At 68.2% G+C, this 22,234-nt stretch carries 23 protein-coding genes; 9 read left to right on the forward strand and 14 right to left on the reverse strand.

Annotation, left to right across the window (positions count from 1 at the left end; genetic code table 11):
- Positions 1-80 precede the first annotated feature (80 nt).
- Genes ctaE through DFJ65_RS12405 form a run of 6 tightly spaced genes read left to right on the forward strand, consistent with a single transcriptional unit; the run spans position 81 to position 5,662 of the window.
- Positions 81-725 (forward strand): aa3-type cytochrome oxidase subunit III, encoded by a 645-nt coding sequence (gene ctaE / locus DFJ65_RS12380; RefSeq protein WP_115923271.1) that lies wholly within the window; start codon positions 81-83, stop codon positions 723-725.
- Positions 726-771: 46 nt separating this feature from the next.
- Entirely contained in the window at positions 772-1,560 is a 789-nt protein-coding gene (gene qcrC, locus DFJ65_RS12385; protein ID WP_115923272.1) for a cytochrome bc1 complex diheme cytochrome c subunit, read from the forward strand.
- Complete coding sequence (gene qcrA / locus DFJ65_RS12390) at positions 1,560-2,660, forward strand: cytochrome bc1 complex Rieske iron-sulfur subunit (RefSeq protein WP_115923273.1); 1,101 nt, start codon at positions 1,560-1,562, stop codon at positions 2,658-2,660. The genes qcrC and qcrA overlap by 1 nt, the downstream gene beginning before the upstream one ends.
- Positions 2,657-4,459 (forward strand): cytochrome bc1 complex cytochrome b subunit, encoded by a 1,803-nt coding sequence (gene qcrB, locus DFJ65_RS12395; protein ID WP_115923274.1) that lies wholly within the window; start codon positions 2,657-2,659, stop codon positions 4,457-4,459. Before qcrA ends, qcrB begins: the two co-directional genes overlap by 4 nt.
- 40 nt (positions 4,460-4,499) lie before the next feature.
- Positions 4,500-5,297, forward strand: coding sequence for a 2-phosphosulfolactate phosphatase (locus tag DFJ65_RS12400; protein ID WP_115923275.1), 798 nt, complete (start codon positions 4,500-4,502; stop codon positions 5,295-5,297).
- Positions 5,294-5,662 (forward strand): metallopeptidase family protein, encoded by a 369-nt coding sequence (locus DFJ65_RS12405; protein WP_245950226.1) that lies wholly within the window; start codon positions 5,294-5,296, stop codon positions 5,660-5,662. Before DFJ65_RS12400 ends, DFJ65_RS12405 begins: the two co-directional genes overlap by 4 nt.
- An 81-nt stretch (positions 5,663-5,743) precedes the next feature.
- Here DFJ65_RS12405 and DFJ65_RS12410 read toward each other — a convergent pair whose 3' ends face one another.
- The 10 genes from DFJ65_RS12410 to DFJ65_RS12455 all read right to left on the reverse strand — a co-directional run bounded on the left by DFJ65_RS12410 (position 5,744) and on the right by DFJ65_RS12455 (position 15,453).
- The gene (locus DFJ65_RS12410; RefSeq protein ID WP_115923276.1) at positions 5,744-6,157 is read right to left on the reverse strand and encodes a cytochrome c oxidase subunit 4; all 414 of its coding nucleotides are present in this window, start codon (positions 6,155-6,157) and stop codon (positions 5,744-5,746) included.
- Positions 6,154-7,881, reverse strand: a complete 1,728-nt coding sequence (ctaD, locus tag DFJ65_RS12415; protein ID WP_115923277.1) for an aa3-type cytochrome oxidase subunit I — start codon at positions 7,879-7,881, stop codon at positions 6,154-6,156. Before ctaD ends, DFJ65_RS12410 begins: the two co-directional genes overlap by 4 nt.
- A complete protein-coding gene (ctaC, locus tag DFJ65_RS12420; RefSeq protein ID WP_115923278.1) occupies positions 7,881-8,798 on the reverse strand; it encodes an aa3-type cytochrome oxidase subunit II in 918 nt (305 codons plus the stop codon). The genes ctaD and ctaC overlap by 1 nt, the downstream gene beginning before the upstream one ends.
- A gap of 88 nt (positions 8,799-8,886) precedes the next feature.
- On the reverse strand, positions 8,887-9,567 hold the full coding sequence (gene aat / locus DFJ65_RS12425) for a leucyl/phenylalanyl-tRNA--protein transferase (protein ID WP_115923279.1): 681 nt from the start codon (positions 9,565-9,567) through the stop codon (positions 8,887-8,889).
- A 9-nt stretch (positions 9,568-9,576) separates the two neighbouring features.
- Positions 9,577-10,557: a carbohydrate kinase family protein gene (locus DFJ65_RS12430; protein WP_115923280.1), complete on the reverse strand. Its 981-nt coding sequence runs from the start codon at positions 10,555-10,557 to the stop codon at positions 9,577-9,579.
- 115 nt (positions 10,558-10,672) lie between these two features.
- Positions 10,673-11,038, reverse strand: coding sequence for a HesB/IscA family protein (locus DFJ65_RS12435; protein ID WP_115923281.1), 366 nt, complete (start codon positions 11,036-11,038; stop codon positions 10,673-10,675).
- A 110-nt stretch (positions 11,039-11,148) separates the two neighbouring features.
- Positions 11,149-12,249: a glycerate kinase gene (locus DFJ65_RS12440; protein WP_115923282.1), complete on the reverse strand. Its 1,101-nt coding sequence runs from the start codon at positions 12,247-12,249 to the stop codon at positions 11,149-11,151.
- Between the two features lie 19 nt (positions 12,250-12,268).
- Positions 12,269-12,964: a M50 family metallopeptidase gene (locus DFJ65_RS12445; RefSeq protein ID WP_115923283.1), complete on the reverse strand. Its 696-nt coding sequence runs from the start codon at positions 12,962-12,964 to the stop codon at positions 12,269-12,271.
- Positions 12,965-13,055: 91 nt separating this feature from the next.
- Positions 13,056-14,111: a glutathione S-transferase family protein gene (locus DFJ65_RS12450; protein ID WP_115923284.1), complete on the reverse strand. Its 1,056-nt coding sequence runs from the start codon at positions 14,109-14,111 to the stop codon at positions 13,056-13,058.
- Positions 14,104-15,453, reverse strand: a complete 1,350-nt coding sequence (locus DFJ65_RS12455; protein WP_281269874.1) for a dipeptidase — start codon at positions 15,451-15,453, stop codon at positions 14,104-14,106. The genes DFJ65_RS12450 and DFJ65_RS12455 overlap by 8 nt, the downstream gene beginning before the upstream one ends.
- Before the next feature lie 86 nt (positions 15,454-15,539).
- Here DFJ65_RS12455 and DFJ65_RS12460 point away from each other — a divergent pair, with 86 nt between their 5' ends.
- A complete protein-coding gene (locus DFJ65_RS12460; RefSeq protein ID WP_115923285.1) occupies positions 15,540-16,127 on the forward strand; it encodes a DUF3043 domain-containing protein in 588 nt (195 codons plus the stop codon).
- A 19-nt stretch (positions 16,128-16,146) separates the two neighbouring features.
- On the opposite strand, the gene DFJ65_RS12465 is transcribed toward DFJ65_RS12460, so the two are convergent.
- Both DFJ65_RS12465 and DFJ65_RS12470 read right to left on the reverse strand, forming a co-directional pair.
- Complete coding sequence (locus DFJ65_RS12465) at positions 16,147-17,316, reverse strand: acyl-CoA dehydrogenase family protein (RefSeq protein WP_115923286.1); 1,170 nt, start codon at positions 17,314-17,316, stop codon at positions 16,147-16,149.
- A complete protein-coding gene (locus tag DFJ65_RS12470) occupies positions 17,313-18,098 on the reverse strand; it encodes a TIGR03084 family metal-binding protein (RefSeq protein ID WP_115923287.1) in 786 nt (261 codons plus the stop codon). The genes DFJ65_RS12465 and DFJ65_RS12470 overlap by 4 nt, the downstream gene beginning before the upstream one ends.
- A 111-nt stretch (positions 18,099-18,209) precedes the next feature.
- On the opposite strand from DFJ65_RS12470, the gene DFJ65_RS12475 reads away from it, so the two are divergent.
- Both DFJ65_RS12475 and DFJ65_RS12480 read left to right on the forward strand, forming a co-directional pair.
- Complete coding sequence (locus DFJ65_RS12475; protein WP_115923288.1) at positions 18,210-19,769, forward strand: acyl-CoA synthetase; 1,560 nt, start codon at positions 18,210-18,212, stop codon at positions 19,767-19,769.
- Positions 19,770-19,872: 103 nt separating this feature from the next.
- Positions 19,873-20,091 carry a hypothetical protein gene (locus DFJ65_RS12480; RefSeq protein ID WP_342767517.1) on the forward strand — a complete coding sequence of 73 codons (219 nt, stop codon included), beginning with the start codon at positions 19,873-19,875 and terminating at the stop codon, positions 20,089-20,091.
- Between the two features lie 12 nt (positions 20,092-20,103).
- Here the strand turns inward: DFJ65_RS12480 and DFJ65_RS12485 are convergent, their stop codons facing one another.
- Together DFJ65_RS12485 and DFJ65_RS12490 are read right to left on the reverse strand one after the other, a co-directional pair.
- The gene (locus DFJ65_RS12485) at positions 20,104-21,540 is read right to left on the reverse strand and encodes an HNH endonuclease (RefSeq protein WP_115923290.1); all 1,437 of its coding nucleotides are present in this window, start codon (positions 21,538-21,540) and stop codon (positions 20,104-20,106) included.
- A gap of 76 nt (positions 21,541-21,616) precedes the next feature.
- Positions 21,617-22,225, reverse strand: coding sequence for a TetR/AcrR family transcriptional regulator (locus DFJ65_RS12490; RefSeq protein ID WP_115923291.1), 609 nt, complete (start codon positions 22,223-22,225; stop codon positions 21,617-21,619).
- Between the last annotated feature and the right edge of the window lie 9 nt (positions 22,226-22,234).

The following is a 22,234-nucleotide window of genomic DNA, read 5'->3' on the forward strand; positions in this document are numbered from 1 at the left end:
TCGATCGTTGGACGCACGGACCTTGGACTAAAACGGGGGTCGCTCACACGCGCACACCACGATGGGGCCATAATGGCGATGTGGCGACAGCAACTACGGCTCCCTCGAGCTCCCCCGGAACAAACCACGCGGTGACCCGGCCGAACATGACCGCCGTCGGAACGATGGTGTGGCTCTCCAGCGAGCTGATGTTCTTTGCCGGCCTGTTCGCGATGTACTTCACGATCCGCGCCGTGACCCCTGACCTGTGGGCCGAACGCACCGACTCGCTGAACGTTCCGTTCGCGACCATCAACACCCTGATTCTCGTGATCTCGTCGGTGTGGTGCCAGCTCGGTGTCTTCAAGGCCGAAGCCGGTCAGCCGGCCCGCACCGGCTCGCTGCTGCAGGTCGGCAAGTGGGGCATGCGCGAGTGGTACACCCTCACCTACATCTTCGGCGCGATCTTCGTGTCGGGGCAGGTGCTGGAGTACTCCGAGATGTTCTCCGAGGGAATCTCGATCGACTCCGACGCCTACGGCTCGATGTTCTACATGACCACCGGCTTCCACGGTCTGCACGTGACCGCGGGCCTGGTCGCGTTCCTGCTGATCATCGGCCGCACCTTCACGACCCGCCGCTACACCCACCACCAGGCCACCGGCGCCATCGTGACCTCGTACTACTGGCACTTCGTCGACGTCGTGTGGATCGCCTTGTTCGCAACGATCTACCTGCTGAAGTGACCGTCTCCTACATTCCATCCGCCCACCCGACGACAGGACAAAGCTCGTGAGTTCCCTCGCCGCCCGCCGCCGGCACCCAGCGGCTCTTCTGGTCGTGCTTCTGCTCGGCCTGGTCTTGACCGGCGGCCTGTACGCGGTGTTCGCACCGAAGAACGCCGACGCGTCCGCTACGGGTGTGGCTTCCGCCGACCAGATCAGCGAAGGCAAGCAGCTCTTCCTGTCCAACTGCGCCAGCTGCCACGGCACCTCGGCCGCCGGTGGTCCCAACGGGCCCTCGCTGGTCGGTGTGGGCGCCGCTGCCGTCGACTTCCAGGTCGGCACCGGCCGTATGCCGATGCAGCAGCCGGGAGTCCAGGCCGGACGCAACGTGCCGCAGTTCAGCTCGCAGGAGACCGCCGCGCTCGCCGCCTACGTCGCCTCGCTCGGCGAGGGCCCAGCCGTGCCGAGCAAGGAGTACGCCTCCACCGGTGGCAACATCGCCAAGGGTGGCGAGCTGTTCCGCGTCAACTGCGCGATGTGCCACAACTTCGCCGGTTCGGGTGGCGCGCTGACCCGCGGCAAGTACGCCCCGTCGCTGATGAAGGTCAACGAGCGCCACATCTACGAGGCGATGCTCACCGGCCCGCAGTCGATGCCGGTCTTCAACGACAGCAACCTGTCGCCGCAGGACAAGAAGGACATCATCAGCTATCTGAAGAACATCGAGAGCGAGGCCTCCCCCGGCGGCCACACCCTCGGCAACCTCGGCCCGGTCGCCGACGGCCTGTTCGCCTGGACCATCTTCATCGGCCTCCTGATCGGTGCCGCCGTCTGGCTGGGCAAGAAGGCAGCGTGATGACAGAACACACCCCTGACAAGGAACCCTCAGTGACCCACGAAGTCGTTCCGGGCTCCGCCGACGGACACGGTCATGGCACCGCCGTCGCCGCGCACGCCGACCTCCCGGAGCAGTTCGAGAACCCGGGACTCCCTCCGCACATCCACCGACACGGTGACAGCGACGAGAAGGCCGCCAAGCGGTCCGAACTCCAGGTCGTCACGATGTTCGGCCTGTCGATGCTGTTCACGATCCTGTTCATCGTGAGCTACTTCGCGATCGACGAGGACGCCACCGTCACTCTGCCGCTGTCCGGCAAGGTCGCTGCGCTGCACACCGCCCTCGGTGTCACCCTCGGCCTGTCGATCCTGTTCATCGGTCTCGGCGCCGTGCACTGGGCCAAGACCCTCATGTCCGACGAGGAAGTCGTCGAGGAGCGCCACCCGCTGCGTTCCGACGACGAGACACGCGCCAGCGTCGTCGCGACGCTGGCCGAGGCCGGTCAGACCACGCAGATCCTGCGCCGCCCGCTGATCAAGATGTCGCTCGGTGGCGCCCTCGGGTTGTTCGCGCTCCCCCTCGGCCTGCAGTTGCTCGGATCGTTCGGTCCGATGCCGCGTCAAGACCTGGAGAAGACGCTCTGGGGCGTCAAGCTCAACGGCCAGAACCGCCGCCTGATGCGCGACCCCGACGGCACGGCGATCCGGCTGTCCGACGTCACCCTCGGATCGGTGTTCCACGTGCTGCCCGAAGGCATCAACGACACCGAGCACCCGCTGAACGAGAAGGTCAAGGCGTCCGTCATCCTGGTCAGCCTCGACGAGAACAAGATCAAGTCGCAGAAGCAGCGTGACTGGGGCATCGGCGGCGTGGTCGCCTACTCCAAGATCTGCACCCACGTCGGTTGCCCGGTCGGGTTGTACGAGCAGCAGACCCACCACCTGCTGTGCCCGTGTCACCAGTCCACTTTCGACATGACCGAGGACTGCAAGGTCATCTTCGGTCCGGCCAAGCGTCCGCTGCCGCAGCTGAAGATCTCCGTCGACGACGAGGGTTACCTGGTCGGCGACGGCGACTTCGCCGAGCCTGTCGGCCCGAGCTTCTGGGAGCGCGCATGAGTACCTCCACCAACCGTCCGGCCGACGCTCTGCGCGCCGACGACCGCACCGACGCCCCGAAGAAGTCTGGGGGTGGCGCTGTCGGCGCCCTCTCCAACTGGGTCGACGAGCGCACCGGAGCCGGTGGCGCCGCGAAGTTCCTGATGAAGAAGGTCTTCCCCGACCACTGGTCGTTCATGCTCGGCGAGATCGCGATGTACTCGATGATCGTCGTGCTGATCACCGGCACCTTCCTCACCTTCTGGTTCGTGCCGAGCATGGGCCACACCGTCTACGACGGTTCGTACGTCCCGATGCAGGGCGTCCCGATGTCCGAGGCGTTCAAGTCGACCATCGACATCTCGATGGACGTGCGCGGCGGTCTGCTCATCCGTCAGATGCACCACTGGGGCGCGCTGATCTTCATCGTCGCGATCATGCTGCACATGTTCCGCGTGTTCTTCACCGGAGCGTTCCGCAAGCCGCGTGAGATCAACTGGGTCATCGGCCTGCTGCTGTTCCTGCTCGCGATGATCGAGGGCTTCGCCGGCTATTCCCTGCCGGACGACCTGCTGTCCGGCACGGGTCTGCGCGCCGCGCAGGGCTTCATCCTCACGATCCCGGTGATCGGCACGTACATCTCGTACGGCTTGTTCGGTGGCGGATTCCCGGGCGAGGCGATCATCCCCCGCCTGTTCACCGTCCACGTGCTGTTGCTCCCGGCCATCCTGGTGGGCCTGTTCACCGCTCACATCCTGCTGGTGATGGTGCACAAGCACACCCAGTACCCCGGCCCCGGTCGCACCGAGAAGAACGTCGTCGGCTTCCCGCTGATGCCGGTCTACACCGCGAAGGCGGGTGGCTTCTTCTTCATCGTTTTCGGCATCATCGCCCTCATCTCGGGTCTGGTGAGCATGAACCCGATCTGGTTGTACGGCCCGTACGAACCGACGCAGGTCACGGCCGGTTCGCAGCCCGACTGGTACATGGCGTTCGCCGACGGTGCGTTGCGACTGTTGCCGGGCTTCCTGGAGTTCACCCTCCTCGGCCACACCTTCAGCTTCAACATCTTCATCGGATCGATCCTGTTGATCCCGTTGATGTGGACCGCGATGGGTATCTACCCGTTCCTGGAGCGCTGGGTCACCGGCGACACCGAGGAGCACCACCTGCTCGACCGTCCGCGCAACGCTCCGACGCGCACCGCGATCGGCATGGCCTTCATCACGTTCTACTTCGTGTTGATGTTCGCTGCCGGTAACGACCTCATGGCGATCAAGTTGCACCTGTCGATCAACGACATCACCAACTTCTTCCGGATCATGGTCTTCGTCGGCCCGGTGATCGCGTTCTGGGTGACCAAGCGCATCTGCCTCAGCCTGCAGCGTCGCGACCGCGACCTCGTCCTGCACGGACGTGAGTCCGGACGCATCGTCCGCACCGCCGAGGGGCGCTTCTTCGAGGCGCACGAACCTATCGACGAGTTCAAGCGCTGGCCGCTGGTGTCGTTCACCGCCCACCGTCCGATCGAGATCGGTCCGGCGACCGACGAGAACGGTGTGCGTCGCAAGGCTGCCCGCAAGGACAAGCTGCGCGCGAAGTTGTCGAACTTCTACTTCAGCGACCGCATCGAGCCGGTCACCCCGGCCGAGCTCGCCGCCGAGCACCACGAGGCGCACGGTATCGAGGCCGAGCTGGAGCAGGCCGCCATCGCCGGAGCGAAGGAGCCGACCTTCGGCCACTTCCGCGGCGCCGGCGCCGCGCAGGAAGTTGGCGCGAACAACGCGTTCAACAACCGCGAAACCAGCGACACTCACTGATCCCCCCGGGGACCAGTCCCAACCGACCGGCTGATTGTTGATGAAGAACGAGCACAACCCCGCTCTCCTCCAAGGCAATTGGCCGGTTCGGTGCGTCTGGGGCGGATCCGGCGCCCGGTACATCGCCAGCGAAGCGAAAGCTCCGCTGCTGGCGGTCGTGGTCGACGTGTGCAGTTTCAGCACCTGCGTCTCCATGGCCACCGACCGCGGCGCCGTCGTCTACCCCTACCGCTGGCGCGACACCGGTGCGGCCCGGCTGGCCGAACGCACCGGCGCCATCCTGGCCAGCCAGCGGCATCACCGGGGCGTCGGAGACCCACCCGGCCAACTCTCCCTCTCCCCCGCGTCGATCCTCGCCGCCGAGCCGTTCAAGGCGCTGGTGCTGCCCTCACCCAACGGCTCCACGATCAGCGCCTCGCTGGCCGAGACCGGCGCGGAGGTCGTCGTCGGTTGCCTGCGCAACGCCCGTGCCGTCGGTGACTACGCCGCCGACCACCTGGCCCGCGGCGGCGAAGTGCTCGTGGTCTCCGCCGGGGAACGCTGGCCCGACGGCACGATGCGCGTCGCCAGCGAGGACCTCTGGGGCGCAGGCGCCATTCTGTGCGCCTTCCCGGCCGAGTCCCGCTCCCCCGAAGCCGAGGTCGCCGTCGACGCGTACCGCGCCGTGAAGCGCACTCTCGCCGGCCGGCTGAAGACCATCAGCAGCGGTATCGAACTCATCGCCCTCGGCTACGGCGACGACGTCAACCTGATCGGCCAGCTCAACGCCAGCAACGGCGTGCCGATCCTGGTCGACGGCGCGTTCCAAGCGACCCGGAAGCCCCGTCAGCTCACGTGACGCAGCCGCTGACCCGCGAGGAGTTCGAGGACGCTGTCGCCGACGCGCTCGACGAGATCCCGCAGGACCTGCTGGACCGGCTGGAGAACGTCGTCTTCCTCATCGAGGACGAGCCCACCCCGGAACAGAAGCCCGAACACGCTGACCTGCTCGGGTTGTACGTCGGCGTCCCACTGCCTGCCCGGATGGACAGCTACCTGTACGGCTCGATGCCCGACCGGATCTACCTGTTCCAGGGTCCGCTGACACGGCACAGCCGTGACCGGGACGAGTTGGTCGAGCAGATCCGCGTCACCACTCTGCACGAGATCGGCCACTTCTTCGGTATCGACGACGACCGGCTGCACGAGCTGGGCTGGGGCTGACCAGCCCCTCCCACCTGCAACACATGAAGAAGGGCCCCGGCGTGACGCCGGGGCCCTTCTTCGCTCGCTGCTGCGACCGTGTCAGATCGATTCCTCGCCACGGAAGAACTCGAAGGTCCAGCCGATGACGCCGATAACCAGCACCGGCATCGTGATGATCACGACCCACCAACCGATCGCTGCGCCGAACATCACCAACGCACAACCGAACCCGAGGATCAACGGCCACCAGGAGTGCGGCGCGAAGAAGCCGAAGTCACCCTCGACCTCGTCGATCTCGCCGTCGGGGTTGTCGTCGGGCCGCGGGTCGCTCTTCTTTCCGGAAAGGGAGAAGAAGAAGCCGCACATGAAGCACAGACCGGCGGTCAGCAGCAGGCCGGCAACACCGACCGGCTCGATACCTCGAGCGTCCCGCATGGTGAAGAAGGTGTAGATCCCGAACATCAGCAGGATGAACAGGCCGATCCCGTAGAACAGCTTGGCTTCGGTCTTCATCGCACGTCACCTTCCCGTCCGGCGGAGATGTCAGCGAGAACTCGCTGCGAGGCACGCACCGACGGGGGTGCGGCTTCGGGGTGGTTGAGGTCGAACGCGGGCCGCTCCGAGCGGATCCGCGGGATGCGGTCGAAGTTGTGCCGCGGCGGCGGGCACGACGTGGCCCACTCCAACGAGGCACCGTAGCCCCACGGGTCGTCGGTCTCGACCAGCGGCGCCGTGCGCCAGGTCTTCCACACGTTGTAGAAGAACGGCAGCATCGACAGACCGAGGATGAACGATCCGACGGTCGACACCTGGTTCATGAACTGGAAGCCGTCTTCGGGCAGGTAGTCGGCGTAGCGACGCGGCATGCCGTCGACACCGAGCCAGTGCTGGATCAGGAAGGTCGTGTGGAAGCCGATGAACAGCATCCAGAAGTGGATCTTGCCGAGCGTCTCGTCGAGCATCCGTCCGGTGAGCTTGGGCCACCAGAAGTAGAAACCGGCGAACATCGCGAACACGACGGTTCCGAACACCACGTAGTGGAAGTGAGCCACCACGAAGTAGGAGTCGGTGAGCGAGAAGTCGAGCGCCGGGCTGGCCAGAATGACACCGGTCAGACCACCGAACAGGAAGGTGACCAAAAAGCCGATCGCCCACAGCATCGGGGTCTCGAACGAGATCGATCCGCCCCACATCGTGCCGACCCAGTTGAAGAACTTCACACCGGTCGGCACCGCGATGAGCATCGTCATGATCGCGAAGAACGGCAGGAGCACCTGTCCTGTGGCGTACATGTGGTGGGCCCAGACGCTCACCGACAGGGCGGCGATGGCGACGGTGGCCATGACCAGACCCTTGTAACCGAAGAGCGGCTTGCGGCTGAAGACCGGGATGATCTCGGAGATGATGCCGAAGAACGGCAGCGCGATGATGTAAACCTCAGGGTGTCCGAAGAACCAGAACATGTGTTGCCACAGCATGGCTCCGCCGGTTTCGGGGTCGAAGACGTGGGCGCCGAGCACGCGGTCCATGCCGAGGCCGAACATCGCGGCGGCGAGCACCGGGAAGACCACGATCGCGAGGATCGAGGTGATCAGCACGGTCCAGGTGAACAGCGGCATCCGGAACATCGTCATACCGGGTGCACGCATGCACACGATCGTGGTGATGAAGTTGACCGAACCGAGGATGGTGCCGAAGCCACCGAGGCCGAGGCCGAAGACCCACAGGTTGCCACCGAGGCCGGGGCTGAAGGTGGAGTTGGACAGCGGCGCGTAGGCGAACCAACCGAAGGCGGCTGCACCCTGCGGGGTGAGGAAGCCGAACGCGGCGATCAGGCCACCGAAGAAGTAGAGCCAGAACGCGAACATGTTCAGGCGCGGGAACGCGACATCGGGCGAACCGATCTGCAGCGGCACCAGCGCGTTGGCGAAGCCGGCGAACAGCGGCGTCGCGAACAACAGCAGCATGATCGTGCCGTGCATGGTGAACAGCTGGTTGAACTGCTCGGGGTTGTCGACGATCGACAAACCCGGCGCCCACAACTCGGCGCGGATCATCAACGCCAGCACGCCGCCTAGCAGGAAGAAGGCGAACGACGCGATGAAGTACATGTTGCCGATGACCTTGTGGTCGGTGGCAGTGATCCACTTCACGAAGGTGCGGCCCGGGTGACGCTGGATCGGTGCACGACCCCCGTCACCGCCGACCTGCGCTCCGACCGGAACAGTGGTTGCCATTACTTGGCTCCTTCGACGACGTCGTTCTGGGTGAGACCGGCCGGCAGGTACTGCTGCTCACCCGGGGTGAACGTCGAGCCCTTGCGCGCCATCGAGTTCGACAGGAACCCGTTGTAGCCGCGGTCCTTCAACGACTGGATGTGCTTGGCGTAGTCGGCCTCGCTGACGACCTTCACGTTGAACAGCATCTGCGAGTGGTAGGCGCCGCAGAGCTCGGCGCACTTGCCCTTGTAGGTGCCGATCTCGGTCGGGGTGACCTGGAATTTGTTCACCCGGCCCGGCACCATGTCCATCTTCTGCAGGAACTGGATCACCCAGAAGTTGTGGATCACGTCGCGGGCGGTCAGCACGAACTCGACCCGCTTGTTGACGGGGAGGTACAGCGTCGGAATGGTCGCCTCGGCGCCCGGCTTGCCGTCGAGCACGGCCTGGGTGCCGGTGTCGTAGACCTTGGCGTCGACGTAGTTGAAGTCCCAGCTCCACTGCTTGCCGACGACGTTGACCGTGACGTCGGGCTTCTGAGCGGTGTCGAGCATCTTGTTCTCGATCTCGACGGTCTTACCGAACAGAACAGCGACCATGAGGATCGGCACGACGGTGAAGAGGATCTCGATCGGCACGTGGTAGGCCACCTGCGGCGGCAGACCGGTGTCGGTCTTCTTGCGCCGGTAGCGCGCCATGCACCAGAAAATCAGGGCCCACACGAGCACGCCGACCGCGAGCGCCCACGCCCACGTGGCCACCCAGAAGTCGGTGATCTGCGGCGAGAGCTCGGTCACGCCCTTGGGCAGGAATCCGCGCTCCTGGTAGTCGGTACAGCCGGTCAGGAGCAGGCCAGCACCACCGAGTCCGACCGCGCGGATCAGGTGCTGCCGCATCCGTTTGCGAGGTGACCCCGAGACGGGGTTTCGATTCATTCCAGGCACTCTGAAACCATAGCCCAGGCTCGTCCGTTTACGCCTTCAGGGTGGCCGAGTCGGCCTGTCAGCGGAACGATTCCGGGTTTCAGAACCATTTGACGGGCGCTTCGGCGCGCACCGCGCGTGCCAATCGGTCAAGGTACTCGGTCCTCGACACCTGCCGGACACCTTGGCTGGCCAGGTGCGGGGTCTGCCACTGCACGTCGAACAACCGCTCCTCGTCCCGGTCACCGAAGACGATGTCGGCGGTCGCCCAGAGCGCGACTTTGCTCGCGTCGGTCTCGCGGTGGAACATCGACTCCCCCGCGAAGAAGCCGCCGATCGCGATCCCGTAGAGCCCGCCGACCAGGTCTCCGGCGGCGTTCCACACCTCGACGGAGTGGGCCCAACCCAGCTCGTGCAGGCGCGCGTACGCCGCGGCGATCACCGGGGTGATCCAGGCACCGTCCCGGCCGGGGTCGGCGCATCCGGCCACCACCTCGTCGAACGCACTGTCGACGGTCACCTCGAAACGGGTACGAGCGCGCCGCAGCGACCGGGACACGTGATGGTCGCCGGCGAACAGCACCCCGCGCGGGTTCGGCGACCACCAGCCCATCGGCGGTCCGCCGCCCTCCCCCATGCCCATCGGGAAGAACCCGTGCCGGTACGCCTCGATGACGGTGGCCGGCTCCAGATCACCGCCGCCGACGACGAAGTCGTCCGCGTCGGCGGGCACGTCGATCGCGAAGTCGTACCGCGATGGCGGCAGCGACACCGGCGACATGAGGGCTACTCAGCCGGCGAGCAGGTGCGGCTCGACCTCGGCGCGGGCCTGCGCGCCGTACGCGTCCTGGAACCGGGTCAGGAACTCCGCCGGCTTGAGGTCGTACTCCTGCGTGCCGACCGTCTCGACGACGTAGGTCGCGAGCATCGACCCGACCTGGGCGCTGCGTTCGAGGTCGAGCTCCCAGGCCAGACCGCACAGGAAACCGGCGCGGAACGCGTCGCCGACACCGGTCGGGTCGGCCTTGGCGCGCTCGCCCGCGACGGGGACGGCGATCGGGTCGTGCCCCGCACGCAGCACCAGTGCGCCGTCCTTGCCCTTGGTCATCACCTGCACACCCACGCGGCCGAGCACCTCTTCGGCGCTCCACCCCGTCTTCTGCTCGACCAGCTGCGCCTCGTACTCGTTGGTGAACAGGTAGGACGCCCCGTCGATGAGTTCCCGGATGAGTTCGCCGTCGCCGAACGCGAGCTGCTGGGACGGGTCGGCCACGAACGGCAGCGACCGGGTGCGGCACTCACGGGTGTGGCGGCGCATCGCCTCCGGGTCGTTCGGGCCGATGAGCACGAGGTCGAGGCCACCCACCCGGGCGGCGACCGGTGCAAGTTCGATCTCGCGGGCCTCGCTCATCGCGCCGGCGTAGAAGGTGGCCATCTGGGCCATGTCGTTGTCGGTGGTGCACACGAACCGCGCCGTGTGACGGGTCTCGGAGGTGTGGACCGAGTCGCAGTCGACGTCGTGCCGCTCCAGCCAGGACCGGTAGTCGGCGAAGTCCTCGCCCACGGCGCCGACCAGGATCGGGCGGACGCCCAGGTTGCCCATGCCGAACGCGATGTTGGCCGCGACGCCACCGCGACGGATCTGCAGGTCGTCGGCAAGGAAGCTCACCGAGATCTTGTCCAACTGCTCGACGACCAACGAGTCGGCGAAGCGACCGTTGAAGGTCATCAGGTGGTCGGTGGCGATGGACCCGGTGACGGCGATCTTCATGAGCTGCAACCTACCCGCCGGTCACCCTCCGCCGCGAAACAGGCGCGAAACGGGCACAAACGAACCGGAGCCGCCCCGAGTGGGGCGGCTCCGGTGTCGAAACGGGGTCAGCGGCTCAGCTGAACGAGTCACCGCACGCGCAGCTGCTGCCGGCGTTCGGGTTGTCGATCGTGAAGCCCTGCTTCTCGATGGTGTCGGCGAAGTCGATCGTGGCGCCCTCGAGGTAGGGGGAGCTCATCCGGTCGACGACGACCTCGACACCGCCGAAGTCGCGCACGAGGTCACCGTCGAGGGTGCGCTCGTCGAAGTACAGCTGGTAGATCAGGCCGGAGCAGCCACCGGGCTGCACACCGACGCGCAGGCGGAGGTCGTCACGACCTTCCTGCTCGAGCAGGCTCTTGACCTTGGCCGCGGCGACATCGGTGAGGAGCACACCGTGGGTCTGGGTCTGCTCCTGCGTCGTGTTGCTGTCGATGCTCATGTCTCACATTCCTTTTGCAGCGAGTGCACTGGTTGCTGTCCAGCCGGTGCAACGGTGGGGTCGGCCGATTTCTTCCCATGTGTTCCGAAGCAATTTCCGGCGGACGACTTCTAGGGTACGTCCGGTCGCGGGGCGGGTGTCCAGGTGCCCGCCACTCGGCGCGTCAGTCGTGCGAGTTCGTCGGCCAGTTCCGCGACCGCCAGCGGCTCCGGGCGCATCCACCCGCTGCGGCTGATCGAGTAGGTGCCCTGAAGCCCGAGCGACATCTGCTCGCGCCGTCCGACATGAACCTCGTCAGCGAGCACCACCGCCGGTCGGGCCAGTGCGCCGGCGGCCGTGGCCACCTCCGCCAGCACGCTGTGTTCCAGCACCCGCCAGTCGAAGATGCCGGTCGCGGTCACCACCAGGTCGGACGCCGCGATGCGGTCGGCGAGCCCGGTCGCTCTAGCCCCGAAGGCCGGGGCAGGCACGAGCGCCGCGCCGAGCGCGGCGAGCAGGAAGCCCAGTCCTCCGGCGGCGCCGGCGCCGGGCTGCCGTTCGGGACGGATCGACGTGCCCGCGAGCAGGTCGGTGCGGGCCGGCACCGCCGCACGGACGACGTCGAGCCACTGCCCCATCGCGTGTTCGGCGGCCTGCGCCGCCTCCTTGGTCACGCCGAGTTCCTCCACGGCGGAGAAGCTGGCGCCCTGGAAGCCCAGCAGTTGACGATCGGTGTCGACGAGCGCGCTGATCCGCAGCCCGGCGACCCGCTCGGCGGCACGACGGACGGCGTCGGCATCGGGCTCGTGCGCAGGAGTGCCGGCGAGCGCCGCCACGAAACCGCGGCCGCCGTCGAGTGCGGCCGTGCTCGACAGACCGATCGACAGCGTGTGTGCGCCGGCGTCGGCCAGCGCGGCGACGACCGCGCCGAGCGTGCCAGACCCCGGTGCACCGGCCGCTTCCGCCTCCGCGGCGTCGAGCCAGGCGCGGGTGCCGTCGGCGGACACGAACGCGGGCACCCGGGCGCCGTGCGCCTCGACAACGGTGGCGTCGACGTCGCCCGGAGCGGACGTAGCGGCCAGCACGGACGCCGTGCCGATACCGCCGTCGATCTGCGGGAGCGCCTCGATCTCGACGTGCGGCGCCGCCTCGCGCCAGGCGGTCGCCACGATGCGGGACACCTCCGGCGGACTCAGTTCGCCGACCCGGCCGGGCGCCACCAGAACACGCATGGCGGCAAGTATCCCGTGGTCAGCCGACGAGCAACGCGCGGGCACCGAGCCCGAGCACCGCCAGCGTGACCGCGGTCATCAGCGTCCACCAACCGGTGGCGGGCAACGGGGTGATCCGCGCGAGTTGGTCGACGTCCGATCCCAGTCCACCCGGGCGCCGACGGGCGCGGAACAGCCCGGCCATCCCCCAGGGTCCGCTGAACAACAGGAACCAGGTGAGGGTGGTCGCGAGCGCCGACCGCACCTGGTCGGGTGCGTACCATCCGACCAGCCCGATCGTGACCCCGCTGACCACGACGACGACCAGGCCGTGCAGGTTGCGGATCTGCAGCAGCATCAGCGCGCAGACGAGCACCATCGCCCACAGGTAGGCGTTCGACCACCCGGCCGGCGCCGCATAGGCGCCCGCCAGCCCGGCGAGCGCCGGGGTCAGGTAGCCCGCCAGCAGGGTGGCCACCATTCCCGGGCCCGAGGGGCGGCCGCGCGACACCGACAGGCCGGACGCGTCGGAGTGCAACCGGATGCCGTGCAGCGAGCGCCCGGCCAGCAGCGCCACGACGGCGTGACCGCCCTCGTGCAGCAGCGTCACCAAGTGCCTGATGTAGCGCACGATCGGGTCGGCCAGCAGCGCGCACAGCGCCACGAGGGCGCACCCGATGACGACCGCGCGATCGGGCGGGGTCGTGGCGGCGAGTCGGTCGAGAAATTGGTCCACGCGGGTTCAACGAAGCCCGGTTTCGGTGGGTGCCAAGGCAACCCACCGAAACCGGGCTTGTGTGTCAGCTGTCGGACGCGGTCGGACGCGGTCAGACGCCAGGCGTCCGCACGGTCAGCTGCCCGTCGGCACCGACCCACGGGTTGTGCTCGGTCGGCACCCGCTCACCCTCGGGCACCGCGCCCGGTGCGGTGCCGTCACCGAACGGGCGACCGCCGAGCGCCTCGCGGCCGTGCGCGGTGCCCCAGCCGGACAGGTCGGGCCCCTTGGGCACGATGCCGGTCGGGTTCACGTCGCGGTGCACCACGTAGTAGTGCTTCTTGATCTGCTCGAAGTCGACGGTGTCGCCGAAGCCGGGCGTCTGGAACAGGTCGCGCGCGTAGGCCCACAGCACCGGCATCTCCGACAGCTTCTGCCGGTTGCACTTGAAGTGCCCGTGGTAGACGGGGTCGAACCGCACCAGGGTGGTGAACAGCCGGACGTCGGCCTCGGTGATGGTGTCGCCCATCAGGTAGCGCTGGTTCGCGAGTCGCTCGCTCACCCAGTCGAGCGCGGTGAACAGCCGGTCGTAGGCGTCCTCGTATGAGCTCTGCTCGCCGGCGAAGCCGCAGCGGTACACGCCGTTGTTGATCTCGGTGTAGATCCGCTTCATCACCGGCGCCATCTCCTCGCGCAGCGCCTGCGGGTACAGGTCGGGAGCGCCGTCGCGGTGGTACTGCCGCCACTCGGTGGAGAAGTCGAGCGTCATCGGCGCGAAGTCGTTGGTGACGACCTTGCCCGACTCGATCTCGACGACGGCCGGCACGGTGATGCCGCGCGGGTAGCCCGGCTGCCGCTTCTCGTAGGCGTCCTTCAGCTTCGGGATGCCGAGCACCGGGTCGAGGCCACCGGGGTCGAGGTCGAAGGTCCAGCTGTCCGAGTCGTGGGTCGGACCCGTCAGCCCCATCGACAGCACCGGCTCGAGGCCGAGCAACCGGCGCACGATGATCGTGCGGTTGGCCCACGGGCAGGCACGCGCGGCGACGAGCCGGTACCTGCCCGGCTCGGCCTTCCAGCCCGACTCCGCACCGTCGGCGGTGATGCGGTCGTTGATGTAGCGGGTGTCGCGCTCGTAGCTCTTCTCGACGTAACCCTTGGGCTCACTCATCTGCGGCTCCCATCCGTTCCAGCAACAGTGCCTCGGCGAGGCAGACACGTTCGAATTCTGCGAGGTGCAGCGACTCGTTCGCACCGTGGGCGCGGGAGTCGGGGTCCTCGACGCCGGTCACCAGGATCGCGGCGTCCGGGAACTTCTCGGCGAAGGCGGCGACGAACGGGATCGACCCGCCGACGCCGATGTCGACCGGCTCCTGGCCGTCCCAGGCATCGCGGAAGGACGAGCGGGCGACGTCGTAGACGGGACCCTGGGCGTCGGCGGCGAAGCCGGCCCCTTCGTCGTCGAGGGTGATCTCGACGCGCGCGCCCCACGGCGCGGCGGCTTGCAGGTGGTCGCGCAACAGTTCGAAGGCGTGCCGCGGGCTCTCGTCGGCGGCGATCCGCATCGACACCTTGGCGCGCGCGGTCGGCACGAGGGTGTTGGACGCGGTGTCGACCGACGGGGCGTCGAAGCCGATCGTCGTGATGCTCGGTTTGGTCCACAGCCGGGACAGGATCGAGTCGGAGCCGATCGGCGAGACGTCGTCGAGCAGTCCGCTCTCGGCACGCAGCCGCGCCTCGTCGTAGTCGAGATCGGCGGCGAGCCCCTGCGACAGCCCCTGCACCGCGACATTGCCGTCGGCGTCGTGCAGGCTCGCCAGCACCCTGATCAGCGCGGTGATCGCGTCGGGCACCGCCCCGCCGTACATGCCGGAGTGGATCGCGTGGTCGAGCGTGCTCACCTTGACCACGACGCGGATCATGCCGCGCAGCGTGGTGGTGAGTGCCGGCACCCCGACCTCCCAGTTGGTGGAGTCGGCCAGCACGATCGCGTCGGCGCGCAGTCGCTCGCCGTGGCGCTCGAGGATGGTGGCCAACGAGTCGGAGCCGATCTCCTCCTCGCCCTCGACGAACAGGTTGACGCCCACCGGCGGGCGGCCGTCGTGGGCCCTGATCGCGGCGAGGTGGGCCATCACGCCGGCCTTGTCGTCGGCGGCGCCGCGGCCGTAGAGGCGCCCGTCGCGTTCGGTGGGTTCGAACGGCGGGGTGTCCCAGTCGGCGTCGTCACCGGGGGGCTGCACGTCGTGGTGGGCGTAGAGCGTCACCGTGGGTGCGTCCGGTGCGGCGAGGCGTCCGATGACGGCCGGGCGGCCGCCCTCGCTGACGATCTCGACCTCGAGCCCCTCGGCGCGCAGCAGGTCGGCAACCGCGGTGGCGCTGGCGTCGACGTTGGCCTGGTCGAAGGAGTCGAGCGAAACACTCGGGATGCGGGTGAGGGCCTCGAGGTCGGCCCGCACCTGCGGCATCAGTTCACGGACACGGTCACGAAGGTGCTGGGTGCGATCTGTGCTCACCCGGTCAACCGTAGCCCGCACCGATCCGGCGCAAGATTCGGCGCACGATTCGGCGCCGTGACCGGCGCCACGTAAGATCGTGACTCGTGTTCGGCCGTAACAAGGATTCCCAGGAAACGCCCGTCGTCGTCGAGGAGACCACGACCGATTCGGGCGTGCCCGGCAAGAAGGGACGGCCGACCCCGAAGCGGCGTGACCAGGAAGCCGCGCGCCGCCGTCCGCTGGTGCCGGCCGACCGCGAGGCCGCCAAGAAACAGGCCAAGCAGGAGTCCCGGATCGGGCGTGCCAAGGCGCGCGAGGCGTTCGCCCGTGGCGAGGAGAGCGCATTGCCCGCCCGCGACCGCGGCCCGGTCAAGCGGTTCATCCGCGACACCGTCGACAGCCGCTGGAACATCGGCGAGATCCTGCTGCCGCTGATGCTCATCGTGCTGGTCATGACCGTGGTGCCGAACCGCTCCTTCCAGGTGCTCGCGCTCCTGCTGGTCTGGCTGGTCATCGTCATCGGTGTCGTCGACTGCGTGCTGCTCTGGCGTCGCCTGAAGAAGCAGATCAACGAGCGTTTCCACACCGACCCGCCGAAGGGTTCGAAGTCGTACGCGATCATGCGCGCATTCCAGATGCGCCTGTCGCGGATGCCGCGGCCGCAGGTCAAGCGCGGCGAGCAGCCGCGCTGACCCGTGCTTTCCCGCTGACCTACTGCGTGTAGCCGAGGCGCCGCGCGGCCATGTGGTACATGATCTCGACGGTGCCCCCGCCGATGCCGAGGATGCGCATGTCGCGGTACTGCCGCTCCACCTCCGACTCGCTCATGTAGCCCATCCCGCCGAAGAGTTGCACGGCCTCGTGCGCCACCCATTCGCCGGTCTCGGTCGCGGTGTTCTTGGCGAAGCAGACCTGCGGGATCAGCGAGGTCACCGCCTCCCCCGACTCGAACCGGTCGACCACGGCCCGGGTGTAGGTGCGGGCGACATCGATGCGCGCAGCCATCCGCACGAGCGTGCCCTGCACGGTCTGCCGCGAGATGAGCGGCTCGCCGAAGGTGGTGCGTGCGCGGCACCAGTCCGCGGCCAGGTCGAGACACCGTTGCGCCTGCGAATAGGCCTGCGCGGCAATGGCAATGCGCTCCGACAGGAACGCCGCACCGATGAGCGCGAACCCGGTGTTCTCCGGTCCGACGAGGTGCGAGGCCGGCACCCGGACGTCGGTGAAGCTCAGCTGCGCGGTGTCGGACGAGCGCCAGCCCATCTTGTCCAGCTTGCGGCTGACCTCGAAGCCCGGCATCCCCTTCTCGATCACGAGCAGCGACACACCCCGCGCGCCGGGCAGGTCCGCGCCGCCGGTGCGGACGGCGGTGGTGACGAAGTCGGCCCGGCACCCGGAGGTGATGAAGGTCTTCGCGCCGTTGACGACGTAGTCGTCGCCGTCGCGGCGGGCGGTCGTGCGCAGCCCGCCGACATCGGAACCGCCGCTCGGCTCGGTGATCGCGAGCGACCCGATGAGCTCACCGGCCAGCGCCGGTTTCACCCAGCGGTCGATCTGCTCCTGGTCACCGGCCGCGACGATGTGCGGGCAGGAGATGCCCGAGGTGAACAGAGATGCGTTCACGCCGCCGGCCGCGCCCGCTTCATGGAGGGCCTCGATGACGGTGACCACCTCGCGCTGGCCCGCGCCGCCCCCGCCCGCCTTCTCCGGAAATCCGACGCCGAGAAGGCCGAGTTCGCCTGCGGTTCTTGACAGTTCGCGGGGCAGCTCACCGGCGGCCTCCCACTCGTCCTGGTGCGGCAGCACCTCCCGGCGCACGAACTCGGTGACGGTGTCGCGCAGCGCTCGAAGCTCCGGGGTGTTCCAGTCGCCGTGGCTCATGCCCGCCCCCGCACCGCGCTCTTGGGCGCACCCGCGAACGCCTGGGCGAAAGTGGCCCAGTGGGCCGCCTCGCCGGTGAACTCCAGCGCGGTCTGTTCCGGTTCACGGCGCTGGGTGACGAGCAGGCAGAAGTCCTCGGCTGTGCCGCGCACCGTGTCGGCGGCGTCGGGCGGCCCCCACTTCCACACGTCCGCCGAATCGGGCGCCTGCAATTCGATCCGGAACTCGTTCGCGGGCGACTCCAGGCCGTTGATCCGATAGGCGAAGTCACGGGTACGCACCCCGAGGTGCGCGATGTCCCGCAACCGTGCCGTCGGCTCGCGCCGAGCATCGAGCGCGTCGGCGACGTCCTGACCGTGGGCCCAGGTCTCCATCAGCCGAGCCGTGGCCATCGACCGGGGCGCCATCGGCGGGCCGAACCACGGCAGCTTGACGCCCGGGTCGGCCGCGTCGAGCGCGCTCCCGAGCGCCGACCGCGCGGTGCGCCAACGCTGCAGCAGTTCATCGGCCGCAAGCTGGGCCAGTTCGTCGGCCTGCTCGTCGACGTGCCCCAGCGGGTTCTTCGCCGCCTGGGCGATCGCGTCGTCGAACGCCGCCGGGTCGGTCACGGCGAGCAGCGCCACCTCGTCGGTCCACAGCAGGTGGGCGATCTGGTGGGCGATCGTCCAGCGCGGGGCTGGGGTCGGACGCCGCCAGCCGGCGTCGTCGAGCCCCTGGACGAGGTCGTCGAGCACCTGCGCCTCGGCGAGGAAGTTGGTGGCTATCGCGGATTCGGAGGTCATGTCCGGCAGCGTCGCACTACCTGATGAGAAAAACAAGCATGAGTGCTTGTTTTCGGATGATCGTCGGCCTACGGTTTCGGTATCGACTTCACCGACCTGAGGAGATCCCGGATGGACCGCGGATTCGGCGACTGGCCCACCCGACACGCACTGCGCAACGCCGATCACACGGCGTACGTCGACGCAGTGAGCGGCGCGACGACCACCTGGCGGGCGCTGGAGGAACGCACCAACCGCCTGGCAGACGCATTGAGCCGCAAGGGAGTTCGTCGCGGCGACCGCGTCGCCACCCTCACCCTGAACAGTCCGCAGATGATGGAGATCTTCTTCGCCGTCGCGAAACTGGGCGCGATCACCGTGCCGGTGAACTTCCGACTGTCGGCCCGCGAGGTGGCGTATGTGCTGAACGACTCCGGCGCCATCGCGCTGTTCGCCTCGACGAGCCTGTGCGATCTTGCCGATGCGGCCCTGGAGGAAGTCGCTTCGGTGCGCATCCGCGTCGCGGTGCCGACCGCGGCCGAGCGGGCCGAGTCGGGCGAGGGCGACTACGGCGACCTCGTGGCCGGCGGCGACCCCGAACGGGTCGAGCGGCCCGTCGACGACACCGACGTCTGCGTGATCATGTACACATCGGGCACCACCGGACGTCCCAAGGGCGCGATGCTCACCCACCGCAACTTCCAGTACAACGCGATGAACGGGTTCGGGTTCGGCGACGGCTACAACCGCAACGACATCACGATCTCCTCGGCACCGCTGTTCCACATCGGCGCCCTCGGCGTGCATACCCTGCCGTTCGCGTACGTCGGCGGGTCGGTGGTGATCACCGAAGCGTTCGACCCGTCGAGCTGGCTCGACCTCGTCGCGAAGTATCGCGTCACCAAGGCATTCTTGGTGCCGGCGATGTGGGCGGCTGTCGCGCAGGCGATCCCGGCCGCCGAGCGTGACCTCAGTTCGCTCACCTTCGCGATCACCGGCGGCGCACCGTGCCCCATCCCGGTGATCCGCGCACTGCATGCGGCCGGAATGGAGTTCACCGAGGGGTTCGGCATGACCGAGACCTCGCCCAGCGTCGCCTGTCTGCAACCCGAGGACGTGCTCGAACACGCGGGGTCGATCGGTCGGCCACTGATGCACGTCGACTACCGCATCGTCGAGGAGTCCGGCCGCGAGGTACCGGTGAACACCGTGGGTGAGTTGTGCCTGCGCGGACCGAGCATCTTCGTCGGCTACTGGGACCGTGTCGATGCCACGAACGAGGCGCTGCGCGACGGGTGGTTCCACACCGGCGACATGGCCAAGGTCGACGCCGACGGCTACATCACCCTCGTCGACCGCAAGAAGGACATGGTGATCACCGGCGGCGAGAACGTCTACCCGATCGAGGTCGAACTCGTGATGTACGAGCACCCCGACGTGCAGGAAGTGGCCGTCATCGGCGTGCCCGACGACAAGTGGGGCGAGAGCGTCACAGCGGTCGTCGCGCTGCGCGACGGCGCCACGACCGATGCCCAGGCCCTCCGCGAGTGGACGCTCGAACGCATCGCCCACTTCAAGGCCCCGCGGGAGGTGCACCTCGTCGACGCACTCCCCCGCAACGCCACGGGAAAGATCCTCAAGCGCGACCTTCGCGTGACCTACACCGGCAGCAGCAGCCAGGTCACCCGCTGAGATCGCGTCTCGCACGACGCACCGCATCGGCTACTTCGTCGGCAGCCTGTCCACCGAATCGATCAACCGCAGCCTCGCCAACGCCCTCACCCGGCTCGCTCCGGTGTCGCTGGAGTTCCACGAGATCGAGATCGGCAAACTCCCCCTCGCCGCCCCGCAGATGAACGCCCCGGAGGCGTACATCCAACTGGTCCCGGGTGCGATCAACGCCGACGGCGAGGTCAGCGACGACGAACTCGAGTGGCTGCTGCGTGACTTCATGGCCGAGTTCGCCACCTTCGTCGAGCGCGTGCTGACGGTCTTGCCGCAGCCGGGCAACTAGCGCACTCGCCGGTCAGGCGCTCCACCGCAGGTCGAGTCGCTCGGCCAGTATCAATTCGACGACGCTGCCGCTCGTGTGCGGTGCCGCAATGACGGCGCCGGGCACGGGTGGCGCGGTCGACCGATAGGTCTTGCCCGTCGGTGTCGTGATCTTGATCGTGTGTCCGTGACCGGGCGGCGGATCGACTCCGCCGTCGCCGGCCGGATCGCCGTGTACCACCCGCACCGTCCACCCCGGCATCTCCTTCACCAGGTTGAACCGCCGGCACACCCCGGCACCGTTGTCGACCTCGGTCGGGCCGCCCTCGGCGTAGGAATGGACGTGGTCGGTGTCGTCGATCGGCGCGTCGCAGAACGGTGTTCGACACACCTGGTCTCTGATCCGGATGAAGCGCCGCAGTGTGCCGTCGAATCGGCGCCGCCGCGGGTCGACCGCGGTGACCTGCCCGGTGACCGGGTCGGTGAAGACACGGCGCAGCCACGCCTGGGCGCGGTCGGCCTCCGCCGGACTCGGCCCGAACAATCCGGGGTGGCCTGCCACGATCGCCCGGGCCAACGCGGCCGGGATGGGTCCGTAGCCGTCCAACCAGGCCGGCCCGTCGGGGTCGGACGTCTCGGGAGTCGGCGAGGTGGATGGGCTCTGCGGGGTGTCACCGAACAGCTGGTCGGCGCCCATCACCAGCTGCACCTCGACAGGCGTGCCTTCGCGCACGGCGCGGCCGGTGAGCCGCTCCACGAACATGTCGGCCATCACCTGCGGCCGGGTGCGCCCGTCGATCGCACCCGTCGCCTGCTCGGTCGCGGCGTCCTTCTTCAGCGCTCCGAACGCCGCAGTGCCCTCGGGAGCGGGCAGGAACGCCACGATCTTGCACATCCCGTCCGGCTCCGCCTTGAACCACACCGCTCGATCCCCGGCCGCCTTCCGCGCCCGCTTCGCCGCACCCTCCGGGTCGACGGCCAACGCCGCCCTTCTCGCCGCGTTCGCCGCGGCGCGGACGCCGAGGTCGGGTAAGGCCGAGGCGAGTTCGCGGTCGACCTCGCGCCGCAGCGACGGCTCGAGGTGGTCGGTCTCTCGATGCACCGCCTGCGCCGCACGCTCGGTGATCAGCCCGGACGACAGCAACTCACCGGTGCCGGCCAGGTCGCGTTGCATGGCCCGGGCAAACCCGAGATCGCGGGACGCCTGCGCGGGGCTGATGCGCCGCGCGAGAGCGATCTGATCGGCGATGCCGCGGCCGCGCTCGCGGCTGGGCACCTGCCGGCGCCGCTGATCCTCGCGTTGGGAGACCTCGAAGTCGACCGACACCCTCGCGATCGCACCCACGGTCGCATTGAGGAGGGTCTGCAACTCCTCAAGCTGGGTGATCTTGTCGAAATCGTCTGTGGCAGAACGCATCTCGGCCACCGCTTCGACCAGATGGCCGACGGCGCTGAGCGGTGCGTTCTCCATGAACACAGTCAACCAGGAGGGTCTGACAACCTTCTTCGATCACCGCAGAACTAGGCGGCCGCACTCGGCGACTGGCTCAGTCGAGCAACCCCAACCCGGCCGCCAGCTGCGGCGCCCACGCGTCCAACACCGCAGCCCGGCGCTTCGAGTCGTCGCTCAGCTGATTGGCAAGGGCCAGACCGCGACCGAGGTCGAGGGTGGCCTGCACCAGACCCCGCACCACCGGGTCGCGTCCGTCGACACCGAGCAGCGCGACCGTCCGGTTGTGCACCTCGCGGCCGAACTTCCCCTCCAACGGCTCGATCCGTGCCCGCAGGGACTCGTCGACGGCGGCCACGGTCCATACCTGCAGCGCGGCGTCGAACAAGGTGCTCATGTAGACGTCGACCATCAGCTCGGTCACCGCGCGCACCCGCTCGACCCCGCGAAGGTCCTTGACGTCCATCGCATCGAGGCCGGCCGAGCGTTGCTCGAACATGAAGTCGAGAGCGGCCGCGGTGAGGTCCTCGCGGGTCGGGAAATGGTGTTGCAGAGCACCGCGACTGGTGCCGGCGTCGGCTGCGACGGCGGCCATCGTGGTGCCTTCCCAACCGCGCAACCGCAGCGACTCCACGGTGGCCTCCAGGATCCGCTGGCGGGTCTGCCTACTGCGGTCCTGTTTGGGTTCGGTTGCTCGAGTGGTCATCGGCAGACC

Source organism: Calidifontibacter indicus (assembly GCF_003386865.1).
GTDB classification, from domain to species: domain Bacteria; phylum Actinomycetota; class Actinomycetes; order Actinomycetales; family Dermatophilaceae; genus Yimella; species Yimella indica.